The organism is Streptomyces sp. NPDC091271, from assembly GCF_044757505.1.
GTDB lineage: Bacteria > Actinomycetota > Actinomycetes > Streptomycetales > Streptomycetaceae > Streptomyces.
The window spans coordinates 999,268-1,018,449 of the sequence record NZ_JBIVVD010000001.1 but is presented as its reverse complement, the minus strand read 5'-3'; the positions used below and the strand labels follow the sequence as shown (position 1 = coordinate 1,018,449).

General features: G+C 69.2%; 19 protein-coding genes and 1 riboswitch. Of the genes, 12 read left to right on the top strand and 7 right to left on the bottom strand.

Annotation, left to right across the window (positions count from 1 at the left end; translation table 11 throughout):
* Window positions 1-19 precede the first annotated feature (19 nt).
* Together ACIQM3_RS04955 and ACIQM3_RS04950 are read left to right on the top strand one after the other, a co-directional pair.
* On the top strand, window positions 20-610 hold the full coding sequence (locus ACIQM3_RS04955) for an N-acetylmuramoyl-L-alanine amidase (RefSeq protein ID WP_401618835.1): 591 nt from the start codon (window positions 20-22) through the stop codon (window positions 608-610).
* Between the two features lie 29 nt (window positions 611-639).
* On the top strand, window positions 640-1,533 hold the full coding sequence (locus ACIQM3_RS04950; RefSeq protein ID WP_401618831.1) for a 1-aminocyclopropane-1-carboxylate deaminase/D-cysteine desulfhydrase: 894 nt from the start codon (window positions 640-642) through the stop codon (window positions 1,531-1,533).
* Window positions 1,534-1,549: 16 nt separating this feature from the next.
* Here the strand turns inward: ACIQM3_RS04950 and ACIQM3_RS04945 are convergent, their stop codons facing one another.
* Entirely contained in the window at window positions 1,550-3,151 is a 1,602-nt protein-coding gene (locus ACIQM3_RS04945; protein WP_401618828.1) for a Na+/H+ antiporter, read from the bottom strand.
* A gap of 53 nt (window positions 3,152-3,204) precedes the next feature.
* Here ACIQM3_RS04945 and ACIQM3_RS04940 point away from each other — a divergent pair, with 53 nt between their 5' ends.
* From ACIQM3_RS04940 to ACIQM3_RS04930, 3 genes are all read left to right on the top strand, one after another.
* Window positions 3,205-3,465 (top strand): UBP-type zinc finger domain-containing protein, encoded by a 261-nt coding sequence (locus tag ACIQM3_RS04940; RefSeq protein WP_104788984.1) that lies wholly within the window; start codon window positions 3,205-3,207, stop codon window positions 3,463-3,465.
* Between the two features lie 230 nt (window positions 3,466-3,695).
* The gene (locus tag ACIQM3_RS04935) at window positions 3,696-4,109 is read left to right on the top strand and encodes an anti-sigma regulatory factor (RefSeq protein ID WP_014154139.1); all 414 of its coding nucleotides are present in this window, start codon (window positions 3,696-3,698) and stop codon (window positions 4,107-4,109) included.
* Window positions 4,106-5,059: an RNA polymerase sigma factor SigF gene (locus tag ACIQM3_RS04930; RefSeq protein ID WP_401618824.1), complete on the top strand. Its 954-nt coding sequence runs from the start codon at window positions 4,106-4,108 to the stop codon at window positions 5,057-5,059. Before ACIQM3_RS04935 ends, ACIQM3_RS04930 begins: the two co-directional genes overlap by 4 nt.
* 60 nt (window positions 5,060-5,119) lie before the next feature.
* Here ACIQM3_RS04930 and ACIQM3_RS04925 read toward each other — a convergent pair whose 3' ends face one another.
* Entirely contained in the window at window positions 5,120-5,572 is a 453-nt protein-coding gene (locus ACIQM3_RS04925; protein ID WP_401618822.1) for a hypothetical protein, read from the bottom strand.
* A 149-nt stretch (window positions 5,573-5,721) separates the two neighbouring features.
* Between ACIQM3_RS04925 and ACIQM3_RS04920 the strand changes: the two genes are divergently transcribed.
* Together ACIQM3_RS04920 and ACIQM3_RS04915 are read left to right on the top strand one after the other, a co-directional pair.
* Window positions 5,722-6,690, top strand: coding sequence for a diacylglycerol kinase family protein (locus tag ACIQM3_RS04920; protein WP_362935208.1), 969 nt, complete (start codon window positions 5,722-5,724; stop codon window positions 6,688-6,690).
* Between the two features lie 320 nt (window positions 6,691-7,010).
* Window positions 7,011-7,268 (top strand): WhiB family transcriptional regulator, encoded by a 258-nt coding sequence (locus tag ACIQM3_RS04915; protein WP_003953983.1) that lies wholly within the window; start codon window positions 7,011-7,013, stop codon window positions 7,266-7,268.
* Window positions 7,269-7,443: 175 nt separating this feature from the next.
* On the opposite strand, the gene ACIQM3_RS04910 is transcribed toward ACIQM3_RS04915, so the two are convergent.
* On the bottom strand, window positions 7,444-8,910 hold the full coding sequence (locus ACIQM3_RS04910) for a sensor histidine kinase (protein WP_401619999.1): 1,467 nt from the start codon (window positions 8,908-8,910) through the stop codon (window positions 7,444-7,446).
* Between the two features lie 571 nt (window positions 8,911-9,481).
* On the opposite strand from ACIQM3_RS04910, the gene nagB reads away from it, so the two are divergent.
* Window positions 9,482-10,267: a glucosamine-6-phosphate deaminase gene (gene nagB / locus ACIQM3_RS04905; protein ID WP_401618818.1), complete on the top strand. Its 786-nt coding sequence runs from the start codon at window positions 9,482-9,484 to the stop codon at window positions 10,265-10,267.
* A 68-nt stretch (window positions 10,268-10,335) separates the two neighbouring features.
* Here the strand turns inward: nagB and ACIQM3_RS04900 are convergent, their stop codons facing one another.
* From ACIQM3_RS04900 to ACIQM3_RS04885, 4 genes are all read right to left on the bottom strand, one after another.
* On the bottom strand, window positions 10,336-11,859 hold the full coding sequence (locus ACIQM3_RS04900; protein ID WP_401618816.1) for a glycoside hydrolase family 3 protein: 1,524 nt from the start codon (window positions 11,857-11,859) through the stop codon (window positions 10,336-10,338).
* A 9-nt stretch (window positions 11,860-11,868) separates the two neighbouring features.
* Window positions 11,869-12,741: a carbohydrate ABC transporter permease gene (locus ACIQM3_RS04895; protein ID WP_401618813.1), complete on the bottom strand. Its 873-nt coding sequence runs from the start codon at window positions 12,739-12,741 to the stop codon at window positions 11,869-11,871.
* Window positions 12,738-13,754 (bottom strand): carbohydrate ABC transporter permease, encoded by a 1,017-nt coding sequence (locus ACIQM3_RS04890; RefSeq protein WP_401618810.1) that lies wholly within the window; start codon window positions 13,752-13,754, stop codon window positions 12,738-12,740. Before ACIQM3_RS04890 ends, ACIQM3_RS04895 begins: the two co-directional genes overlap by 4 nt.
* Before the next feature lie 126 nt (window positions 13,755-13,880).
* Window positions 13,881-15,179, bottom strand: a complete 1,299-nt coding sequence (locus ACIQM3_RS04885) for a sugar ABC transporter substrate-binding protein (protein WP_401618807.1) — start codon at window positions 15,177-15,179, stop codon at window positions 13,881-13,883.
* A gap of 286 nt (window positions 15,180-15,465) precedes the next feature.
* Between ACIQM3_RS04885 and ACIQM3_RS04880 the strand changes: the two genes are divergently transcribed.
* The 4 genes from ACIQM3_RS04880 (at window position 15,466) to ACIQM3_RS04865 (ending at window position 18,947) form a co-directional block, all read left to right on the top strand.
* Complete coding sequence (locus tag ACIQM3_RS04880; protein WP_104788968.1) at window positions 15,466-16,230, top strand: GntR family transcriptional regulator; 765 nt, start codon at window positions 15,466-15,468, stop codon at window positions 16,228-16,230.
* A 177-nt stretch (window positions 16,231-16,407) separates the two neighbouring features.
* Window positions 16,408-16,671, top strand: a complete 264-nt coding sequence (locus tag ACIQM3_RS04875; protein ID WP_393763445.1) for a DUF3311 domain-containing protein — start codon at window positions 16,408-16,410, stop codon at window positions 16,669-16,671.
* Entirely contained in the window at window positions 16,668-18,302 is a 1,635-nt protein-coding gene (gene mctP / locus ACIQM3_RS04870; RefSeq protein ID WP_401618803.1) for a monocarboxylate uptake permease MctP, read from the top strand. Before ACIQM3_RS04875 ends, mctP begins: the two co-directional genes overlap by 4 nt.
* 144 nt (window positions 18,303-18,446) lie before the next feature.
* A complete protein-coding gene (locus ACIQM3_RS04865) occupies window positions 18,447-18,947 on the top strand; it encodes a GNAT family N-acetyltransferase (protein WP_401618800.1) in 501 nt (166 codons plus the stop codon).
* Window positions 18,948-18,987: 40 nt separating this feature from the next.
* Window positions 18,988-19,124, top strand: a riboswitch (cobalamin riboswitch).
* Window positions 19,125-19,182: the final 58 nt, after the last annotated feature.

Below are 19,182 nucleotides of genomic sequence, written 5' to 3'. Positions count from 1 at the left end.
GCTAACGAAGGAGTCGGCCATGTCCTCACCGATGTCCGCCAGCAACTTCCTCAAGGCCCTCAAGGACGAGGGGCTCACCGTCGTCCAGGTGGGCGACTGGCGTACGCACAACCGCAACCACAAGGGCCCCTGGGGGCCGGTGCACGGCGTGATGATCCACCACACCGTCACGAAGGGGACCGCCCGCACCGTCGAGATCTGCCGTGACGGCTACTCGGGGCTTCCGGGCCCTCTCTGCCACGGCGTGATCGCCAAGGACGGCCGGGTCCACCTGGTCGGCTACGGCCGTGCCAACCACGCCGGGCTCGGCGACGACGACGTCCTGCGCGCCGTCATCGCCGAGAAGCGCCTGCCGTCGGACAACGAGTCCAACACCGACGGGAACCGGCACTTCTACGGCTTCGAGTGCGAGAACCTCGGCGACGGGAAGGACCCGTGGCCCGCCGTCCAGCTCGAGGCCATCGAGAAGGCCGCGGCGGCCGTCTGCCGCTTCCACGGCTGGGACGCCCCCTCGGTCATAGGGCACCTCGAGTGGCAGCCCGGCAAGGTCGACCCGCGCGGCTTCTCGATGACGGGGATGCGCAACCGCATCCACGACCGGCTGAAGTAGGAGATCCCCGGGCGGCGGACAATGAGGGAATGACCGACGAAAAGCTCGACCTCTCCCGGCTGCAGCCGGTGCTCCCCTCACCCCTGCAGCCGGCCGAGGACGAGCGCTTCGCGCGGCACGGCGTGACGCTGCTCCTCAAGCGCGACGACCTGATCCACCCGGACCTTCCGGGCAACAAGTGGCGCAAACTGGCCCTCAACCTCCGGGCCGCCGCCGGCCGTACCGTGCTGACCTTCGGCGGCGCCTACTCGAACCACCTCCGGGCGACGGCCGCCGCCGGACGCCTGCTGGGCTTCCCCACCGTCGGCGTCGTACGGGGCGACGAACTGGCCGGCCGTCCGCTGAACGCCTCACTCGCGCGATGTGCGGCCGACGGCATGCGTCTGCACTTCGTGGACCGGGCGACCTACCGCGCGAAGGCCTCCACGGACGTCCTGGAAGGCCTGCTGAGCCTCTTCGGGGAGTGTGTGGTCATCCCGGAGGGCGGCAGCAACGCGCTCGCCGCACAGGGCTGCACAGAGCTCGGCCGGGAGCTGCTCGGCCGGACCGGCACGGTGGCCGTCGCCTGCGGCACCGGCGGCACCCTCGCGGGGCTGGCCGCCGGACTCGGCCACGGACAGCGCGCCCTGGGCATCCCCGTCCTGCGTGGCGGTTTCCTGGGAGCGGCGGTGCGCGATCTGCAGCGGGAGGCCTTCGGCGCCCCGACCGGACAGTGGTCCCTGGACGAACGCTTCCACTTCGGCGGGTACGCCCGCACCACTCCGGAACTGCACGCCTTCGCGGACGACTTCGAGGACCGCCACGGCCTGCCCGTCGAGCGGCTCTACGTGGCCAAACTCCTGTACGGGCTGACGGTGCTGGCCGGGGAGGGTGCCTTCGCTCCCGGTTCCACGGTCACCGCGGTCGTCACCGGGCGGCCGTGAACGGCCCTGGTCGCGGTCACGCGCCGTCCGACTCCCGGTAGGCGGCGGCCTCCTCCAGGTCCAGCCGCCGCAGCAGGACGCGCAGCATCTCGTCGTCGATCCGGCGCTCGTCCCTGAGGCGCACGAAGACCTCGCGCTCGGCGGCGATCACGCTCCTCGCCAGCCGCCGGTAGGTGTCGTCCGCCGACTCGCCGGTGACCGGATTGGCCGCACCGAGCCGCTCCCAGACCGCGTTGCGGCGCCGTTCCATGACGGCGCGCAGCCGCTGGAGGAGGGGGTCGGGCAGTGCGTTGCGCGGTTCGGCCAGCAGCGCCTCCAGCGAGGCGTCGGCGGCCGTGGAGGCCTCGCTCTGGGCCTGCGCCTCGGCCAGCGTCTCGGCCCGTGCGCTGCGCCTCGGCAGCTTCAGTACGCGTACCAGGAGGGGCAGACTGAGCCCCTGGACGACCAGCGTCCCGATGACGGTCGTGAAGGTCAGGAAGAGCACCAGGTTGCGCGCGGGGAAGTCCTCCCCGTCATGCGTGACCATGGGGATGGAGAAGGCGATGGCGAGCGAGACGACGCCCCGCATCCCGGCCCACCCGACGATCAGGGGCGAGCTCCAGGAGAGCTCCCCCTCGCGCTCCCTGATACGTCTGGAGAGCCAGTGCGGCAGGTAGGTCGCCGGGTACACCCAGACGAAGCGCACCACGACCACGGCCACGAACACGAGGACCGCGTATCCGAAGGCCTCGGACACGCCGTACGAGCCGAGCCCCCGGAGCACGAAGGGCAGCTGCAGCCCGATGAGCGCGAAGACCGCGGACTCCAGGACGAACGCGACCATCTTCCAGACCGCCGCCTCCTGGAGCCGCGTCGCGAAGTCGACCTGCCAGGAGCGGTGCCCCAGGTAGAGCGCGACGACCACGACGGCGAGCACCCCGGAGGCGTGCACCCGCTCCGCGGCCGCGTAGGCGACGAAAGGGATCAGCAGCGACAGCGTGTTCTGGAGCAACGCCTCCTTGAGGTGCGTACGCAGCCAGTGCAGCGGCACCATCAGCAGCAGGCCGACACCGATGCCCCCGACCGACGCCAGCACGAATTCACCGATCCCGGCGCCCCAGCTCATGCCCTCGCCGACGGCCGCCGCGAGGGCCACCTTGAACGCGGTGATCGCGGTGGCGTCGTTCACCAGGGACTCGCCCTGCAGGATCGTGGTGACCCGGGCGGGCAGACCCACCCTGCGCGCGATCGCCGCGGCCGTGACGGCGTCCGGCGGGGCGACCACCGCGCCGAGCACCAGGGCGGCGGTGAGCGGCAGGTCCGGGACGAGGAGATAGGCCAGCCAGCCCACCGCGACCGTCGCGAAGAGCACGTACCCCACGGAGAGCAGGGCGACCGGCCGCAGATTGGCCCGCAGGTCGAGGTACGAGCTGTCGACCGCCGCCGTGTACAGCAACGGCGGCAGGAGGAGCGGCAGCACGATGTGCGCGTCCAGCGTGTAGCTCGGCACTCCCGGCAGGTACGAGGCCAGCAGACCGGCGGCCACCAGCAGCAGCGGTGCGGGCACCGGTGTCCGGCGGGCGGCCCCCGCTACCGCCGCGCTTGCCGCGACCAGTGCCACCAGCGGCAATGCGTCCATCTCACTGTCCTCACATCCGACGTAACGACCTCACCCGTCGTAACGTGGCCATCATGAGTGAGTGCCTCCACGTATCCGAACTGCCGCGCCCCGAACCCGCCCCGCTCAGCGACACCTGCCCCGAGTGTCTGGCGGCCGGCACCCATCCCGTGCAACTGCGGCTCTGCCTCGTCTGCGGTCACGTCGGGTGCTGTGATTCCTCGCCGCTGAAGCACGCGACGGCACACTTCGAGGCGACCGGTCACCCGGTGATGCGCAGCTTCGAATGCGCGGAGAGCTGGCGCTGGTGCTTCGTGGACGGTTCGATCGTCTGACGTCTGGGTACGTCAAACCGGCGCCGGTTCTTCGCAATTGACCGCCGCAGACCCCTAGCCACTGTGTGTACTCATATGCCTACCATGAGTAATCAGCGGGTTGCGGTCTCGGCGACACGGCATCATGGGTCGCGACAGCGTCGCCGAACCACAGAACCGACGACGGACCGCATGGCCCCGGGCACCCGTCCCGGGGCCTCGAACGAGTTTGTGCCACCTTGGAGGTGAGGGTGTCCCAGATCGCAGGCGAGCCCGGGAACCAGGACTTCGTAGAGGTCCGGCTGCCCGCTGCGGGTGCCTACCTGTCGGTGCTGCGTACGGCCACGGCCGGCCTCGCAGCCCGCTTGGACTTCACTCTCGACGAGATCGAGGATCTTCGCATCGCGGTCGACGAGGCCTGCGCGATCCTGCTCCAGCAGGCCGTGCCCGGCTCCGTCCTCAGTTGCGTCTTCCGACTCGTCGGCGATTCCCTCGAGGTGACCGTCTCGGCCCCCACGACGGACGGCCGCGCCCCTGAGCGCGACACCTTCGCCTGGACGGTGCTCTCCGCACTGGCCGGCAAGGTCGACTCCACGGTCGCCGACGACCGTACGGTCAGCATCAGCCTCTACAAACAGCGCGGCGCGGGACCCGGGCCGGCGTGAGCGACGGGAACGGGGACGGTCCTGTGCGGGACGAGACGATCCGGTCGGAGCCGGTGCGCCCGGCCGCCCTTCCGGAGCAGCAGGCCCGGCCGCATCCGGAAGGCGGGGCGGACGGCACGCAGGACCGTCCGGCCGCGGCGGAGCAGTCGCAGACGGAGCGGGCGGGCCGGATGAGCGAGCACGGGCACCACGATCCGCACGACCGCAGTGGGGCACGGGCGCTCTTCATCGAGCTCCGGGAGCTTCCCGACGGGTCGGTGGAGAAGGCCGAGCTGCGCAACCGGCTGGTGCGGATGCATCTGCCGCTCGTGGAGCACCTGGCCCGCAGATTCCGCAACCGCGGCGAGCCGCTGGACGACCTGACGCAGGTCGCCACGATCGGGCTGATCAAGTCGGTCGACCGGTTCGACCCGGACCGCGGCGTCGAGTTCTCGACGTACGCGACCCCCACGGTCGTCGGCGAGATCAAGCGCCACTTCCGGGACAAGGGCTGGGCGGTGCGGGTCCCGCGGCGCCTCCAGGAGCTGCGTCTGTCGCTGACCACGGCAACCGCCGAGCTCTCGCAGCAGCACGGCCGCTCCCCCACCGTGCACGAGCTGGCGGAGCGTCTGGGTATCTCCGAGGAGGAGGTCCTGGAGGGGCTGGAATCGGCCAATGCCTACAGCACCCTCTCGCTCGACGTCCCGGACACGGACGACGAGTCGCCGGCGGTCGCTGACACGCTGGGCTCCGAGGACGAGGCGCTGGAGGGCGTCGAGTACCGCGAGTCGCTGAAGCCGCTGCTGGAGGATCTCCCGCCGCGCGAGAAGCGGATCCTGCTGCTGCGTTTCTTCGGCAACATGACCCAGTCGCAGATCGCGCAGGAGGTCGGCATCTCCCAGATGCACGTCTCCCGCCTGCTGGCCCGCACACTGGCGCAGCTGCGCGAGCGGCTCCTCGTGGAGGAGTAGCCGCCCCTGGGCGGACAGAGCCGTGGCCCGGCCGGGCAGGACCGGTCGCGCTGCGGAAGATCAGGCGTCGGGGGTCGTCCGCGGCCCCCGACGGATACCCAGCGCCTCCGTCGTCGCGGGGTCGAACAGCAGCACGAGCGACGTCACGGCTACCGCCGCGAGGGCGATGCCCGCGGGGATCATGGCCCCCTGGGCCCGCAGAAGCGTCCAGGCCACCGGCAGCGCCATGAGCTGGGTGATGAGAGCGGGGCCCCGGCTCCAGCTGCGGCGCCGCAGCAGGCCACGGGCGGCGAACAGCGGGATCAGGCCGAGCGCCACCAGCGTGAGCCCGCCCATCTCGGCCTGCTGGATGCTGTCGGGCCGGCCGAACAGCCCGACGGCCAGCATGTAGATCCCGCCGACGGCGAGCGCGGCGCCTTCGAGCGCGTTGAGTCCGGCCAGTGCGGCGATCCGCCCCGGCTTCTCCTGGCCGGCCGAGGGCGACGGAGAGGGCGTGTTCTGCTGAGTGCTCACGCCTTTCAGATTCGCATCCCGGCCCCTCGAACGCGAAGCCGGGGCGCCGGCGCACACGGCATGGTGGACGGATCACGCTGCGTGACCCTCTGCGGACCCGGCGGATCGGGACTTCAGGGCGGTACCGCGCGGTAGGTACCCTGGCGGGCATGCGCGCACTTCTCGTGGTCAACCCAGCTGCCACCACTACCAGCGCGCGTACGCGCGACGTGCTGATCCACGCTCTGGCGAGCGAGATGAAGATCGAGGCCGTGACCACGGAGTACCGCGGGCACGCCCGGGACCTGGGGCGACGCGCAGCCGACTCCGACGACATCGACCTGGTGGTCGCGCTCGGAGGCGACGGCACGGTCAACGAGGTGGTCAACGGGCTGCTGCACGACGGTCCGGACCCCGAGGGGCTGCCGAGCCTCGCCGTGGTCCCCGGCGGCTCCACCAACGTCTTCGCCCGGGCCCTGGGCATCCCGAACGACGCCGTGGAGGCGACGGGCGCCATCCTCGACGCCCTTGAGGCCCGCAGCGAGCGCACGGTGGGGCTCGGCCTGGCGGCCGGCACCCCGGGCACGGCGGACGAGGCCGTCCCCGGCCGGTGGTTCACCTTCTGCGCGGGGCTCGGTTTCGACGCCGGCGTCATCGGCCGGGTCGAACAGAAACGCGAGCGGGGCAAGCGCTCGACCCATGCGCTGTACGTGCGCCAGGTGCTCCGGCAGTTCATGGACGACCCGCACCGGCGCAACGGCATGATCACACTGGAGGTCCCCGGCCAGGACCCGGTAACCGACCTCGCGCTGTCGATAATCTGCAACACCGCACCCTGGACCTACCTGGGGAACCGTCCGATATACGCCTCCCCGAAGGCATCCTTCGACAGCGCCCTGGACGTCCTCGGCCTGAAGCGTCTCTCCACCCCCGCCGTGACCCGGTACGCCACCCAGCTGCTCACTTCGAGCCCGGAGAAGGGACCGCACGGCAAGCACGCCGTGTCCCTGCACGACCTCACGGACTTCACCTTGCATTCCAAGGCCCCACTGCCCTTCCAGATGGACGGTGACCACCTGGGACTGCGTACGAGCGTGACGTTCACAGGCGTACGCCGTGCACTGCGTGTGATTGTGTGAGTAGAAGGGGCGAAAGTCCTTTAACTCGAACGTTTGGGCTGGCCCCCACCCCTTAGAAGTACGGCTGTGACCTAGTCGACACCGAGGAATCAAAAAAAACTTTCCAGAAGGGGTTGTATCCGCCGCCGAGGTTTGCGAATCTCTACATGGCGATCGGGACGGCCCGCAACATCGGCCTCCACTGAGAGCCAGAACCCCTCCTCACCACAACAGGACCACATCCAGTTCATCTGGACGTCGGACCTTCGTCTGCGGGGGGATTCGTGAAAGCGTTCACATTCACAAGCACCAGCATGTAATACCAAGGAGAGGTAGCAGCCATGGACTGGCGTCACAACGCCGTTTGTCGTGAGGAAGACCCCGAGCTGTTCTTCCCCATCGGCAACACCGGTCCTGCGCTGCTGCAGATCGAGGAAGCCAAGGCCGTCTGCCGTCGCTGCCCCGTCATGGAGCAGTGCCTGCAGTGGGCGCTCGAGTCCGGCCAGGACTCCGGCGTCTGGGGTGGCCTCAGCGAGGACGAGCGCCGCGCAATGAAGCGCCGCGCCGCTCGCAACCGGGCGCGTAACGCCAGCGCCTGACCGACGCCCCCCACACGAGCCTCAGCCAGGCGGCGCGTACAGAGCGTACGCACAGCCCCGCCTTCGAGTCGCAGCGCGCAGTACCCCCGAAGCGCATCGCACCGTGAGCACCACGCAGTGGGCCCGGACCGTTACAACGGTCCGGGCCCACTGTTGTGCGGTGGCCTCCGCCGCGCTACTTGTCGTTCTCCACGGGGATGTCGAGCACCACCTGCGTACCGCGCACCGGGGCCGGGACCATGCCGAAGGTGCCGCCCAGCTCGCCCTCCACCAGCGTCCGCACGATCTGCAGTCCCAGATTGCCGGCCCGCTGCGGGTCGAACCCCTCGGGCAGCCCGCGCCCGTCGTCCGTCACGGTGATCAGCAGCCGGCCCTCGGCCGGTGAGCCGCCGCGCACCGCGGACACCTCCACCGTGCCCTGCTCGGCCACGGTGAACGCGTGCTCCAGGGCGTTCTGCAGCACCTCGGTCAGCACCATCGAGAGCGGGGTGGCCACCTCCGCGTCGAGAATCCCGAAGCGCCCCGTGCGTCGGCAGGTGACCTTCCCGGGCGAGATCTCCGCGACCATCGCGATCACCCGGTCGGCGATCTCGTCGAACTCGACCCGCTCGTCCAGATTCTGGGACAGCGTCTCATGGACGATGGCGATCGAACCGACGCGCCGCACCGCCTCGTTGAGCGCCTCCCGGCCCCGCTCGGAGTCCATCCGGCGCGCCTGGAGCCGCAACAGGGCGGCCACGGTCTGGAGGTTGTTCTTCACCCGGTGGTGGATCTCCCGGATGGTGGCGTCCTTGGTGATCAACTCCCGCTCGCGGCGACGCAGTTCCGTGACGTCGCGGAGGAGCACCAACGAACCGATGCGCACCCCCTTGGGCTTGAGGGGGATCGCGCGCAGCTGGATGACCCCGCCGGCGCCCTCGACCTCGAACTCCCGGGGCGCGTATCCGCTCGCCACCTTGACCAGGGCCTCGTCCACCGGGCCGCGCGACGGAGCGAGTTCGGCGGTGGTGGCGCCGAGGTTGTGACCGACGAGGTCCGAGGCCAGGCCGAGCCGGTGGTAGGCGGAGAGGCCGTTGGGGCTGGCGTACTGCACGACGCCGTCGGCGTCGAGCCTGATCAGCCCGTCGCCGACGCGCGGCGACGCGTCCATGTCGACCTGCTGGCCGGGGAACGGGAAGGAGCCCGCGGCGATCATCTGGGCCAGGTCGGAGGCGGACTGGAGGTAGGTGAGCTCCAGCCGCGACGGCGTGCGCACGGTGAGCAGGTTGGTGTTGCGGGCGATGACCCCGAGGATGCGGCCCTCTCTCCGTACGGGGATCGACTCGACCCGGACGGGCACTTCCTCCCGCCACTCCGGATCCCCCTCGCGCACGATGCGGCCCTCGTCCAGGGCTGCGTCGAGCAGCGGCCGGCGGCCGCGCGGCACGAGGTGGCCGACCATGTCGTCCTGGTAGGAGGTGGGGCCGGTGTTGGGCCGCATCTGCGCGACGGACACATAGCGGGTCCCGTCGCGGGTGGGCACCCACAGGACGAGGTCGGCGAAGGACAGGTCGGAGAGCAGCTGCCACTCCGAGACCAGCAGATGGAGCCACTCGAGGTCGGTGTCACTCAGGGCTGTGTGCTGGCGGACGAGGTCGTTCATGGAGGGCACAGGGCGAGCGTACCTGTGCGGACGAAGAGGTTCCGAACCGTTCGGTCCCCGGATACGTGACACTGTGAGGGCGCGTGTGCGGGCGGGAAATTGTCCGCGCGCACGGATGGACAGAGACTATTGGTCTAGTCCACAATGCACCACGTAGGGGTGGCACGGTCAGGACGTGTCCCCTGCGAGACAGACATCCGCTCTCCCCGCACAGGAGAGCGGATCGAGGTAACCGGCGCTCTCTGCCCTGACTGCGCCGGTGCCTCCAGTGGCCGGAGGCACCGCACACCGCCGGCCAGGCAGGGCCTGCCGAGAGGCGGGCCCCTAGCTCCGGGCTGCGGTGCCGGACGGGCTGAGGGTCCCGTCCTGGCGCCGCGGCCCGCGGGTGTTTCCGGGCACTCCCCCGCGGCTGTTTCCAGGCACTCCCCCGCGGCCGGGGCGGTCCGCCGACAGGGCGACAACCGATGACCTACAGGCGGACGGTTCACCTCACGGCCGCGCCGTTCTGCTAGATTGGCTTCCAGATTGGTCTATACCACATGACGCCACTCTCCAGATCGGCAGGCACAGCGTGGAAGTTGTCATCGTCCCGGACGCCACAGCAGGCGGCGAACTGATCGCGGAGGCCATCGCGTCCCTGCTGAGCAGCAAGCCCGACGCCCTGCTCGGCGTGGCCACCGGCTCGACCCCGCTGCCCATCTACCAGGCCCTCACCGCGAAGGTCCGCTCCGGCGCCGTGGACGCCTCGCGCGCCCGCATCTGCCAGCTCGACGAGTACGTCGGGCTGCCGGCGGGCCACCCCGAGTCGTACCGCTCGGTCGTGCTGCGCGAGGTCGTCGAACCGCTCGGCCTGTCCGAGAAGTCCTTCATGGGCCCGGACGGCACCGCCGAGGACGTCCAGGCGGCCTGCGACGAGTACGACAAGGCGCTCGCCGAGGCGGGCGGCGTCGACCTCCAGCTGCTCGGCATCGGCACCGACGGGCACATCGGCTTCAACGAGCCGTGCTCCTCGCTCGCCTCCCGCACCCGCATCAAGACGCTGACCGAGCAGACGCGGATCGACAACGCGCGCTTCTTCGACGACGACATCGAGCAGGTGCCTCGGCACGTCATCACCCAGGGCATCGGCACGATCCTGGAGTCGCGCCACCCGATCCTGCTCGCCACCGGCGCGGGCAAGGCCGACGCGGTCGCCCGGACGGTCGAGGGCCCGGTCGCCTCGGTCGTGCCGGCCTCGGCGCTCCAGCTGCATCGGCACGCCACGGTGGTGGTGGACGAGGCCGCGGCGTCCAAGCTGAAGCTGGCGGACTACTTCCGCGCCACGTACGCGGCGAAACCGCGGTGGCAGGGCCTGTAGAGCCCCGCACGCGTGAGGGCCGGGCACCTGTGACGGTGGCCCGGCCCTCGCGCGTCACTCCCCCGGGCTCAGGAGCCCGTGCCCGTGAGCGCCTCAGCGGCCGCGACCCCGCAGACGCGCGCCGCGCCGTGCGTGGCGATGTGCAGGGCGCCTCGGGGCGGCGCGTAGGGCAGGCCCATCTCGACCACGACCGTGTCGGGACGGGCGGCGAGCACGGCGTCCAGGGCCTCACGCATCCACGCGTGGCGGTGCACGTCACGGACGACGGCGACGATGCGCCGCTCCCCCGCCACCCTCAGCACCTCGGCGGCCGGCGGGGTGCTCGCGGTGCTGTAGGTGTCCGTCTCCGTGCCGGGCAGGATCCGGGTCAGCTCGGCCGCGACCCCCCACGGGGTCTCGTCGCCGACCGCGATGTTGGCGACCGGGGTGAAGGCCGCGACGTAGGCCGGCTCGCGCAGGGGCTCGGCGGTGCCCGTGACCGTCACGGCCCGTCGGGCCGCGACCAGCCCGATATCGGCTCCGGGGCCGGGCGCGGTCCCCTCCTGCGTGTCCGCGCCCGGCTCCGGGGCAGCCCCCCTGGCCCCCTGCGTCCAGGACGCGAGGGCCCGTACACGTGCGGCCGCGTCGGCCAGCCGCTCCTCGGGCAGTTCGCCGGTCCGCACCGCCGTCACCAGCGCGTCGCGCAGCCGCAGCACGGTGCCCTCGTCGGCCAGCCCGCCGCCGACACAGATGGCGTCGGCGCCCGCGGCGATGGCGAGGACGGAACCGCGCTCGATGCCGTACGTGCCGGCGATGGCGTCCATCTCCATGCCGTCGGTGACGATCAGCCCGTCGTAGCCCAGCTCCTCGCGCAGCAGACCGGTGAGGATCTGGGGGCTCAGAGTCGCGGGCCGGGTCGGGTCGAGTGCGGGGAGCAGGATATGGGCACTCATCACACATTTGGAACCCGCTGCGATGGCCGCCCGGAAAGGCACCAGCTCACGGGCGTGCAGGGTGTCCAGGTCCACATCGATGCGGGGTAGCGAGTGGTGCGAGTCGACCGCGGTGTCGCCGTGTCCCGGGAAGTGCTTGGTGCACGCGGCGACACCGGCGGACTGGAGACCCTCGACGTACGCGGCGGTGTGGCGGGCGACGAGCCCTGTGCCGGCGCCGAAGGAGCGTACGCCGATGACCGGGTTGCCCGGATTGGAGTTGACGTCGGCGGACGGCGCCCAGTTGAGGTTGACCCCGCACTCGGCCAGCCGACGGCCGAGCTCCCGGGCGACGGCCCTGGTCAGGTCGGTGTCGTCCACCGCGCCGAGAGCGAGGTTGCCGGGGAAGGACGAGCCGTTGCGGACCTCCAGCCGGGTGACGTCGCCGCCCTCCTCGTCGATCGCGACGAGTACGTCGTCGCGCTCGGCACGCAGCCGGGCGGTGAGCCCGGAGAGCTGCTCGGGCGAATGGATGTTCCGGCCGAACAGCCCGACGGAGGCCAGGCCTTCCCCGACCCTGCGCAGGAGCCAGTCCGGGGCGGTCGTCCCGGTGAAGCCGGGCTGGAGCACGGCGAGCGCGTCGCGGGTGACGGTGTCCATGGTGGATACGAGGGTGGTCATGGGGCTGCGTTATCCCTTCACGGCGCCTGAGGTGAGCCCCGTGGCCATCTTCCCCTGGATGATCATGAAGAAGATGACGACCGGGATGGAGATGAGTGTGGAGGCCGCCATCAGCGCGCCGTAGTCCGTACCGCGTTCCGTCGTGAAGGTCATCAGCCACACGTTGAGCGTGTACTTGGAGTTGTCGTTGATCAGGATGTACGCGAACAGGTACTCGTTCCACGCGTTGACCAGGGCGAAGATGGACGCGGCAGCGAGACCCGGCGCCAGCAGCGGGAAGATGACCCGGCGGAAGGCCTGCATGCGGGTGCAGCCGTCCACCATCGCGGACTCCTCGAGCTCCACGGGGATGTTGATCACGAATCCGCGGATCATGATGGTCGCGAAGGGCAGCGTGGAGACCAGGTAGACGACGATGAGTCCCCAGTACTCGTCGATGCCTCCCATCGCGTTGAGCTGGAGGTAGATCGGGATCAGCATCGCGGTCGGGGGCAGCATCTGGACCAGGATCATGACCATCATCAGCGCCTTCCGTCCGAAGAAGCGGAAGCGTCCGATGGCGAGCGCCGCGAGGGTCGCGATGATCATGCCGCCGACGACCGCCGTGACCGAGACGATGAGACTCGACTGGATGGCGGTGGAGAAGTTGTCCTGCTTCACCGCGCGCGCGAAGTTGTCGAAGGTGAGGGAGGACGGCCACAGGGTCTGGTCGTAGGACCGGATCTCGTGGTTGGGGCGCAGCGAACTGACGATCAGCCAGTACACGGGGAAGGCCATGACCCCGGCCGTGACCAGCGCCAGGATGTTGTAGCCGAGGCGGTTCCTCTTACGGTCGGGCCGCAGGACCTGGGCCGGCGTGTTCGTGGGCGTGGAGGTGCTCATTCGACCTCTCCCGTCTTGATCAGCTGGCGCAGGTAGTACACGGCGACGCCGGAGAGCATCAGGACGGTGATCAGTGCGATCGCGCTGCCCTGGCTGAAGGAGGTGGACTCGAACGCCTTGGAGAAGGAGTAGAGGCCGAGGGTCTCGTACTCGGGCTCGGGCTTGTTGCCGCGCAGCAGCCAGATCTGGCCGAACACGTTGAAGTCCCAGATGACCGAGAGCGTGGCGACCATGGTGAAGACCGGCTTGATGACGGGCCAGGTCACGTAACGGTAGACGCCGAACGCGGTGGCTCCGTCGAGGGCGGCCGCCTCCTCCAGCTCCCTGGGGACCTGGGTGAGGGCCGCGTACATCGTGATCACGACGAACGGGATGGCGCCCCAGACGACCAGGAGCGTGATGATGCCGAAGCCCTGCCAGGGGTCGAGGAACCAGTTGTGGCCGAGCCACCGGTCCTCGTTGCCCGTGATGTCGGCGAGCAGCGTGTTGATCAGGCCGTAGTCGGAGTCGGAGAGCCAGCGGAAGACCGACGCGGCGACCATGAGCGGCATGGACCAGGCGGCGATCAGCGCCACCGTGAGGACGAGCCGCACCCAGGTGGAGACCTTCAGCATCATCAGGGCGATGAGCAGGCCGAGGCCCATGGTCAGCACGACGCAGACGGTCATGAAGACGACGGTTCTCCCGACGACCGACCAGAACTCCGGGTCGCCGAGGATGTTGGTGAACTGCTCGAAGCCGACCCACGGGGCCTCGCCGTTGCCCCAGAGGGCCGCCCGTCCCAGGTCCTGGAAGGACATGATCACGGTCTTGACCAGCGGGTAGACGTAGACGGCGGCGATCGCCAGGATCGCCGGCAGGATCAGGAGGTAGGGGAGGAGTTCACCCTTCTTCCGCCGCTTCTTCGGGCGCGGCCCGGCGGTTCCCTGCTCGGAGGACGAGGTCCCGGTCTTCTCCGGGACACTCGGTACGGGGACCGGTGGACCGGCGGCCTTGGTGTCGGCAGCAGTCACGTGACTGACCTTCCATCGGGATTCCGGGGATCTGCACCCGGGAATCACGGCGTTCTACCTGAGAAAAAAGGGGGCGGGGGCCCGGTGTTCGCCGGACCCCCGCCTGGAGAGCCGAAGGCCCGGGGACTACTTGTTGATCAGTTCGTTGATCTTGTCGTCGGCCTTCTTGGCCGCGTCGGCCACCGAACCGCCCTTGAGGATCTCCAGAAGCATGTTCTCCAGGACCTCCTCCTTCTCGATGGAGGTCCAGCCCGGCGCGATCGGCGTGAACCAGGCGTCCGGCACCGCGTTGGCGACGGCGGCCGTCTCCGGCTTGGACTTCAGCGGCTCGAGCTGCTTCTCGTTGTTCGGGAGGATGTTCTTGGAGGTGAGCACCTCCTGCGACTTCTCACTGGTGAAGAGGGAGACCCACTCCTCGCCCAGGTCGGTGACCTTGGACTTGGCGGTCACCGCGAGGTCCGAACCACCGATGAAGGACGGGAGAGCCTTGCCGTTCGGGCCGGGCATGCCGGCCGTGCCGATCTTGCCTTCGAGCTTCGGGTTGCCGTTGTTGGCGCCGTCGACGACGGAGCCGGCCTCCCAGCCGTTGCCGTAGATCAGGGCCGCCTTCTCGTTGGCCATGACGTTGGCGTGGTCCTGCTCGTCCTTGGTCTGGTCGGCCTTGTTGTACTTCTTGACCAGGTTGACGAAGTGCTCGATGCCCTTCTGGGACTCGGGCGAGGAGAGGTTGCCCTTCCACTCCTTCGCGCCCTCGTCGTACTCGGCGATGGAGCCGCCGTAGCCCGCGACGTAGGACATGGCCGCGTACCAGTAACGGCCCGGCAGGTAGAGGGACGAGAAGCGCTTGTCCTTCTTGCCGTACTCGGCCGAGACCTTGTCGAGTGCGGCGAGCATCTCGTCCTCGGTCTGCGGGAGGGCGTCGCTGCCGGTGCCCTTCTTGAGCATGTCCTTGTTGTAGATCGCGACACGGGCGCCCGCGTAGTAAGGCACGCAGAACTGCTTGCCCTCGAAGGTGCAGGTGTCCTTCAGACCCTTGATCCAGGTATCCGAGTTGTCGTACTTCTTGGGGTCGATCTCGGCCAGCGCGCCGTTGAGGATGTACTGCATCGTCTCGGTGTTGCCGAGCTCGACGACGTCCGGGAACTTGTCACCACCGAGCGCGGTGTCGAGCTTCTTGGCCTTGTCCGCCCACTGCTGGTACTGGACGTCGACCTTGACCTTCGGGTACTTCTTCTTGAACTGCGCGTTGACGTCCTTGACCAGTTCCGGCCAGGTGCTCTGCGCGTCGACCATGAGCCAGACCGTCAGGCTCTCGGTACGGTCCTTCGGGTCCTTCGAAGCGTTGTCGCCACTGTCCCCACCACACGCCGCGATTCCGGTCATCATCGCTGCGACGCCTACTGCCGCTATGAGCTTGCGCTTCATGCCACACCCTCCTCAGGGATACCAGCAACCCCCCGCCCACCGCGAAGACGTACGCCTGGCGCTACCTGTGGGTCTGGGACCTGGTCTTTAATGGTTTAGACCAGTACCGGGAGCTTGGCCTAGACCTTTAGGGGTGTCAAGGGTGTATAAGAAGTGCACTCGCGTCCGTTATCGGACCGACACCTGAGGGAGGGCGACGACCCGTGACCGGACCGTGCCACCATGTGAGCCGCGACAGACGGAGGAGCCGGTGACGGCAGCAACGCAGCAGTCGGGAAGGCGGGCCATGGGTGCCGACGGGGGCAGCAGTACGAGCGAGACCGGTGCGGGAGCGCGCACGGCACGCGTCCCGAAGTACTACCGGCTCAAGCGCCATCTCCTCGAAATGACGGACACCATGCCGCCCGGCACCCCGGTGCCGCCCGAACGGACCCTGGCGGCGGAGTTCGACACCTCTCGCACCACGGTGCGTCAGGCCCTCCAGGAGCTGGTGGTCGAGGGCCGGCTGGAGCGCATCCAGGGCAAGGGCACCTTCGTCGCCAAGCCGAAGGTCTCCCAGGCCCTGCAACTCACCTCGTACACCGAGGACATGCGTGCCCAGGGCCTGGAACCCACCTCCCAGCTGCTGGACATCGGCTACGTCACGGCGGACGACACGCTCGCCGGGCTGCTGGACATCACGACGGGCGGCCGGGTGCTGCGGATCGAGCGGCTCCGGCTCGCCAGCGGTGAGCCGATGGCCATCGAGACCACCCACCTCTCGGCCAAGCGCTTTCCCGCGCTGCGCCGTTCACTGGTGAAGTACACCTCGCTCTACACCGCGCTGGCCGAGGTGTACGACGTCCGGCTCGCCGAGGCGGAGGAGACCATCGAGACCTCGCTCGCGACGCCGCGCGAGGCGGGACTGCTCGGCACGGACGTCGGTCTCCCGATGCTCATGCTGTCCCGGCATTCGATCGACGGAGGGGGCGAACCGGTGGAGTGGGTGCGCTCGGTGTACCGGGGCGACCGGTACAAGTTCGTCGCCCGTCTGAAGCGTCCCACGGACTGAGCACTTTCGGTGCCCCGAAATGCCTGATCCCCCTGCACACACAGGGGGATCAGGCATTTCGGGCGACACCGGACCGTTGCAGGACCGCAATGCGGACAGGGGTGACGGTGGACGGGGCATTCGCTTAGATTTCCTGCGCATTACACCAGGTGATCAGCGAGGGGACGGAGTCGCCACATGCCAGAAGATACCGATGCGAACCCACCGACAGCACCGACAGTGACACCCATGAGGGTGGTCATCGGGCTCTGCCTGATCGCTCCGTTCGTGGCGATGCTCTGGGTCGGGTCGTACGCGAAGGTCGATCCGACCTTCATAGGCATCCCGTTCTTCTACTGGTACCAGATGCTGTGGGTGCTCATCTCGACCGCTCTCACCATGATCGCGTACAAGCTGTGGCAGCGTGACCAGCGCGCCCGCAAGGGGGGTGCGTCAGCATGAAGGACGGCGTGAACGGCGTCGCACTCGCCGTATTCATCTTCTTCTTCCTGGCCGTCACGGTCATCGGCTTCATGGCCGCGCGCTGGCGCAAGGCCGAGAACGAGGCCAGCCTCGACGAATGGGGCCTGGGCGGGCGGTCGTTCGGCACCTGGGTCACCTGGTTCCTGCTCGGCGGCGACCTCTACACGGCGTACACCTTCGTCGCGGTGCCCGCGGCGGTCTACGCGGCGGGCGCGGCCGGCTTCTTCGCCGTCCCGTACACGATCCTCGTGTACCCCCTGATCTTCACCTTCCTGCCGCGTCTGTGGTCGGTGTCGCACAAGCACGGCTACGTCACCACCTCGGACTTCGTCCGTGGCCGCTTCGGCTCGAAGGGGCTCTCGCTGGCGGTCGCCGTCACCGGCATCCTCGCCACGATGCCGTACATCGCGCTCCAGCTGGTCGGCATCCAGGCCGTCCTGGACGTCATGGGCGTCGGCGGCGGCGAGAACACGCACTGGTTCATCAAGGACCTGCCGCTGCTCATCGCCTTCGCCGTCCTCGCCGCGTACACCTACTCCTCGGGGCTGCGCGCGCCGGCACTGATCGCGTTCGTCAAGGACGGCCTGATCTACCTCGTCATCGCCGTGGCGATCATCTACATCCCGATCAAGCTGGGCGGGTTCGACAACATCTTCGCCGCGGCCGGCGAGAAGTTCTCCGCCGCCAACGAGGCGGCCGGCAAACCGGTGGCCGGACTCGCCCCCGGCGCCTCCGGCCAGTGGGTGTACGCCACGCTGGCTCTGGGCTCGGCGCTGGCCCTCTTCATGTACCCGCACTCGATCACGGCGACGCTCTCCAGCCGCAGCCGTGAGGTGATCCGGCGCAACACCACGATCCTCCCGCTGTATTCGCTGATGCTGGGTCTGCTGGCCCTGCTCGGATTCATGGCGATCGCCGCCGGGATCAAGGTGGACAACGGGCAGCTCGCGATCCCCCAGCTGTTCGAGAACATGTTCCCCGACTGGTTCGCGGGCGTGGCCTTCGCCGCGATCGGAATCGGTGCCCTCGTGCCGGCCGCGATCATGTCGATCGCCGCGGCGAACCTCTTCACGCGCAACATCTACAAGGACTTCATCAAACCCGACGCGACCCCGGCGCAGGAGACCAAGGTCTCCAAGCTGGTCTCGCTGCTGGTCAAGGTCGGCGCACTCGCCTTCGTCCTCACCATGGACAAGACGGTCGCGATCAACTTCCAGCTGCTGGGCGGTATCTGGATCCTCCAGACGATGCCGGCCCTGGTGGGCGGTCTGTTCACCCGGTGGTTCCACCGCTGGGCACTGATCGCGGGCTGGGCGGTCGGCATGATCTACGGCACGGTGGCCGCGTACGGCGTCGCCAGCCCGACCCAGAAGCACTTCGGCGGGTCCTCGAAGGAGATCCCGGGCATCGGCGAGATAGGTTACATCGGTCTCACCGCGTTCGTGCTGAACGTCGTCGTCGTGCTCGTGCTGACCGTCGTCCTCAACGCGGTGAAGGCGCCGGCCGGTGTGGACGAGACCTCCCCGTCCGACTACACGGCGGACGCGGGCGACCCCGGCGTCAAGGTCGAGCTCCCGCCGGCCACGGCGGGCGCCCCTGGCGGCCACTGATCCCACAGCGGTCGCTCCGACCGCAGGACGTCCGTCCCGGCAGGGTCCACCTGCCGGGACGGAGTCGTATCAGGACCCGCCCCGGCCGTCGGCCCTCCGAAACCGGGGCGCGCCGCACCCGCGGCCTGGTGCAGACTGCCGCCCATGGACGTATCGATCAGGCCGGCCCTGCCCGCTCAGTTCGAGGAGCTGGGCGAGATCACCGCGCAGGCGTATCTGGGCGACGGACTCCTGGACTTCGGCGCCGACGACCCCTATCTGGAACAGCTCCGCGCGGTCGGTCGGCGAGCTGCCGAGGCCGAGGTGCTGGTCGCGCTGGACGCCGACGGCCGCTTGCTGGGTGGTGTCACCTACGTCGAGCCCGGCAGTCCGTGGGCGGACATCGCCGGGGAGGACGAGGCCGAGTTCCGGATGCTGGCCGTCTCGCCGGAGGCCCGTGGGCGGGGCGCGGGCGAGGCGCTCGTACGGGCCTGTATCGAGCGGGCGCGGGCCGCCGGAGGGCTCTCCGGGATCGTCCTGTCGACGCAGTCCGCCATGCTGGGCGCCCATCGGATATATCGCCGCCTCGGCTTCGTACGGACTCCGGAGCGGGACTGGTACCCCCTGCCGGGGCTCGCGCTCCTGACATTCCGCCTGGAGCTCTGACCCTTCACGACACAAGATGTGGGGGCTTCTTCAATCAGCAGCCCCCACATGTATGCTCGACCTCGCTGTCGCCGCAGGGGAATCCGGTGAGAATCCGGAACTGTCCCGCAACGGTGTGATCGGTGTGCTTATCCGCACCCCGAAGTCCGAAGACCTGTCGACAGTGCGTCCGGCTCGACCGAACCGGACGCCGAGACGTCCGGGCCCCGCGGAGGGCCGGTGGACGCCGTGCGCC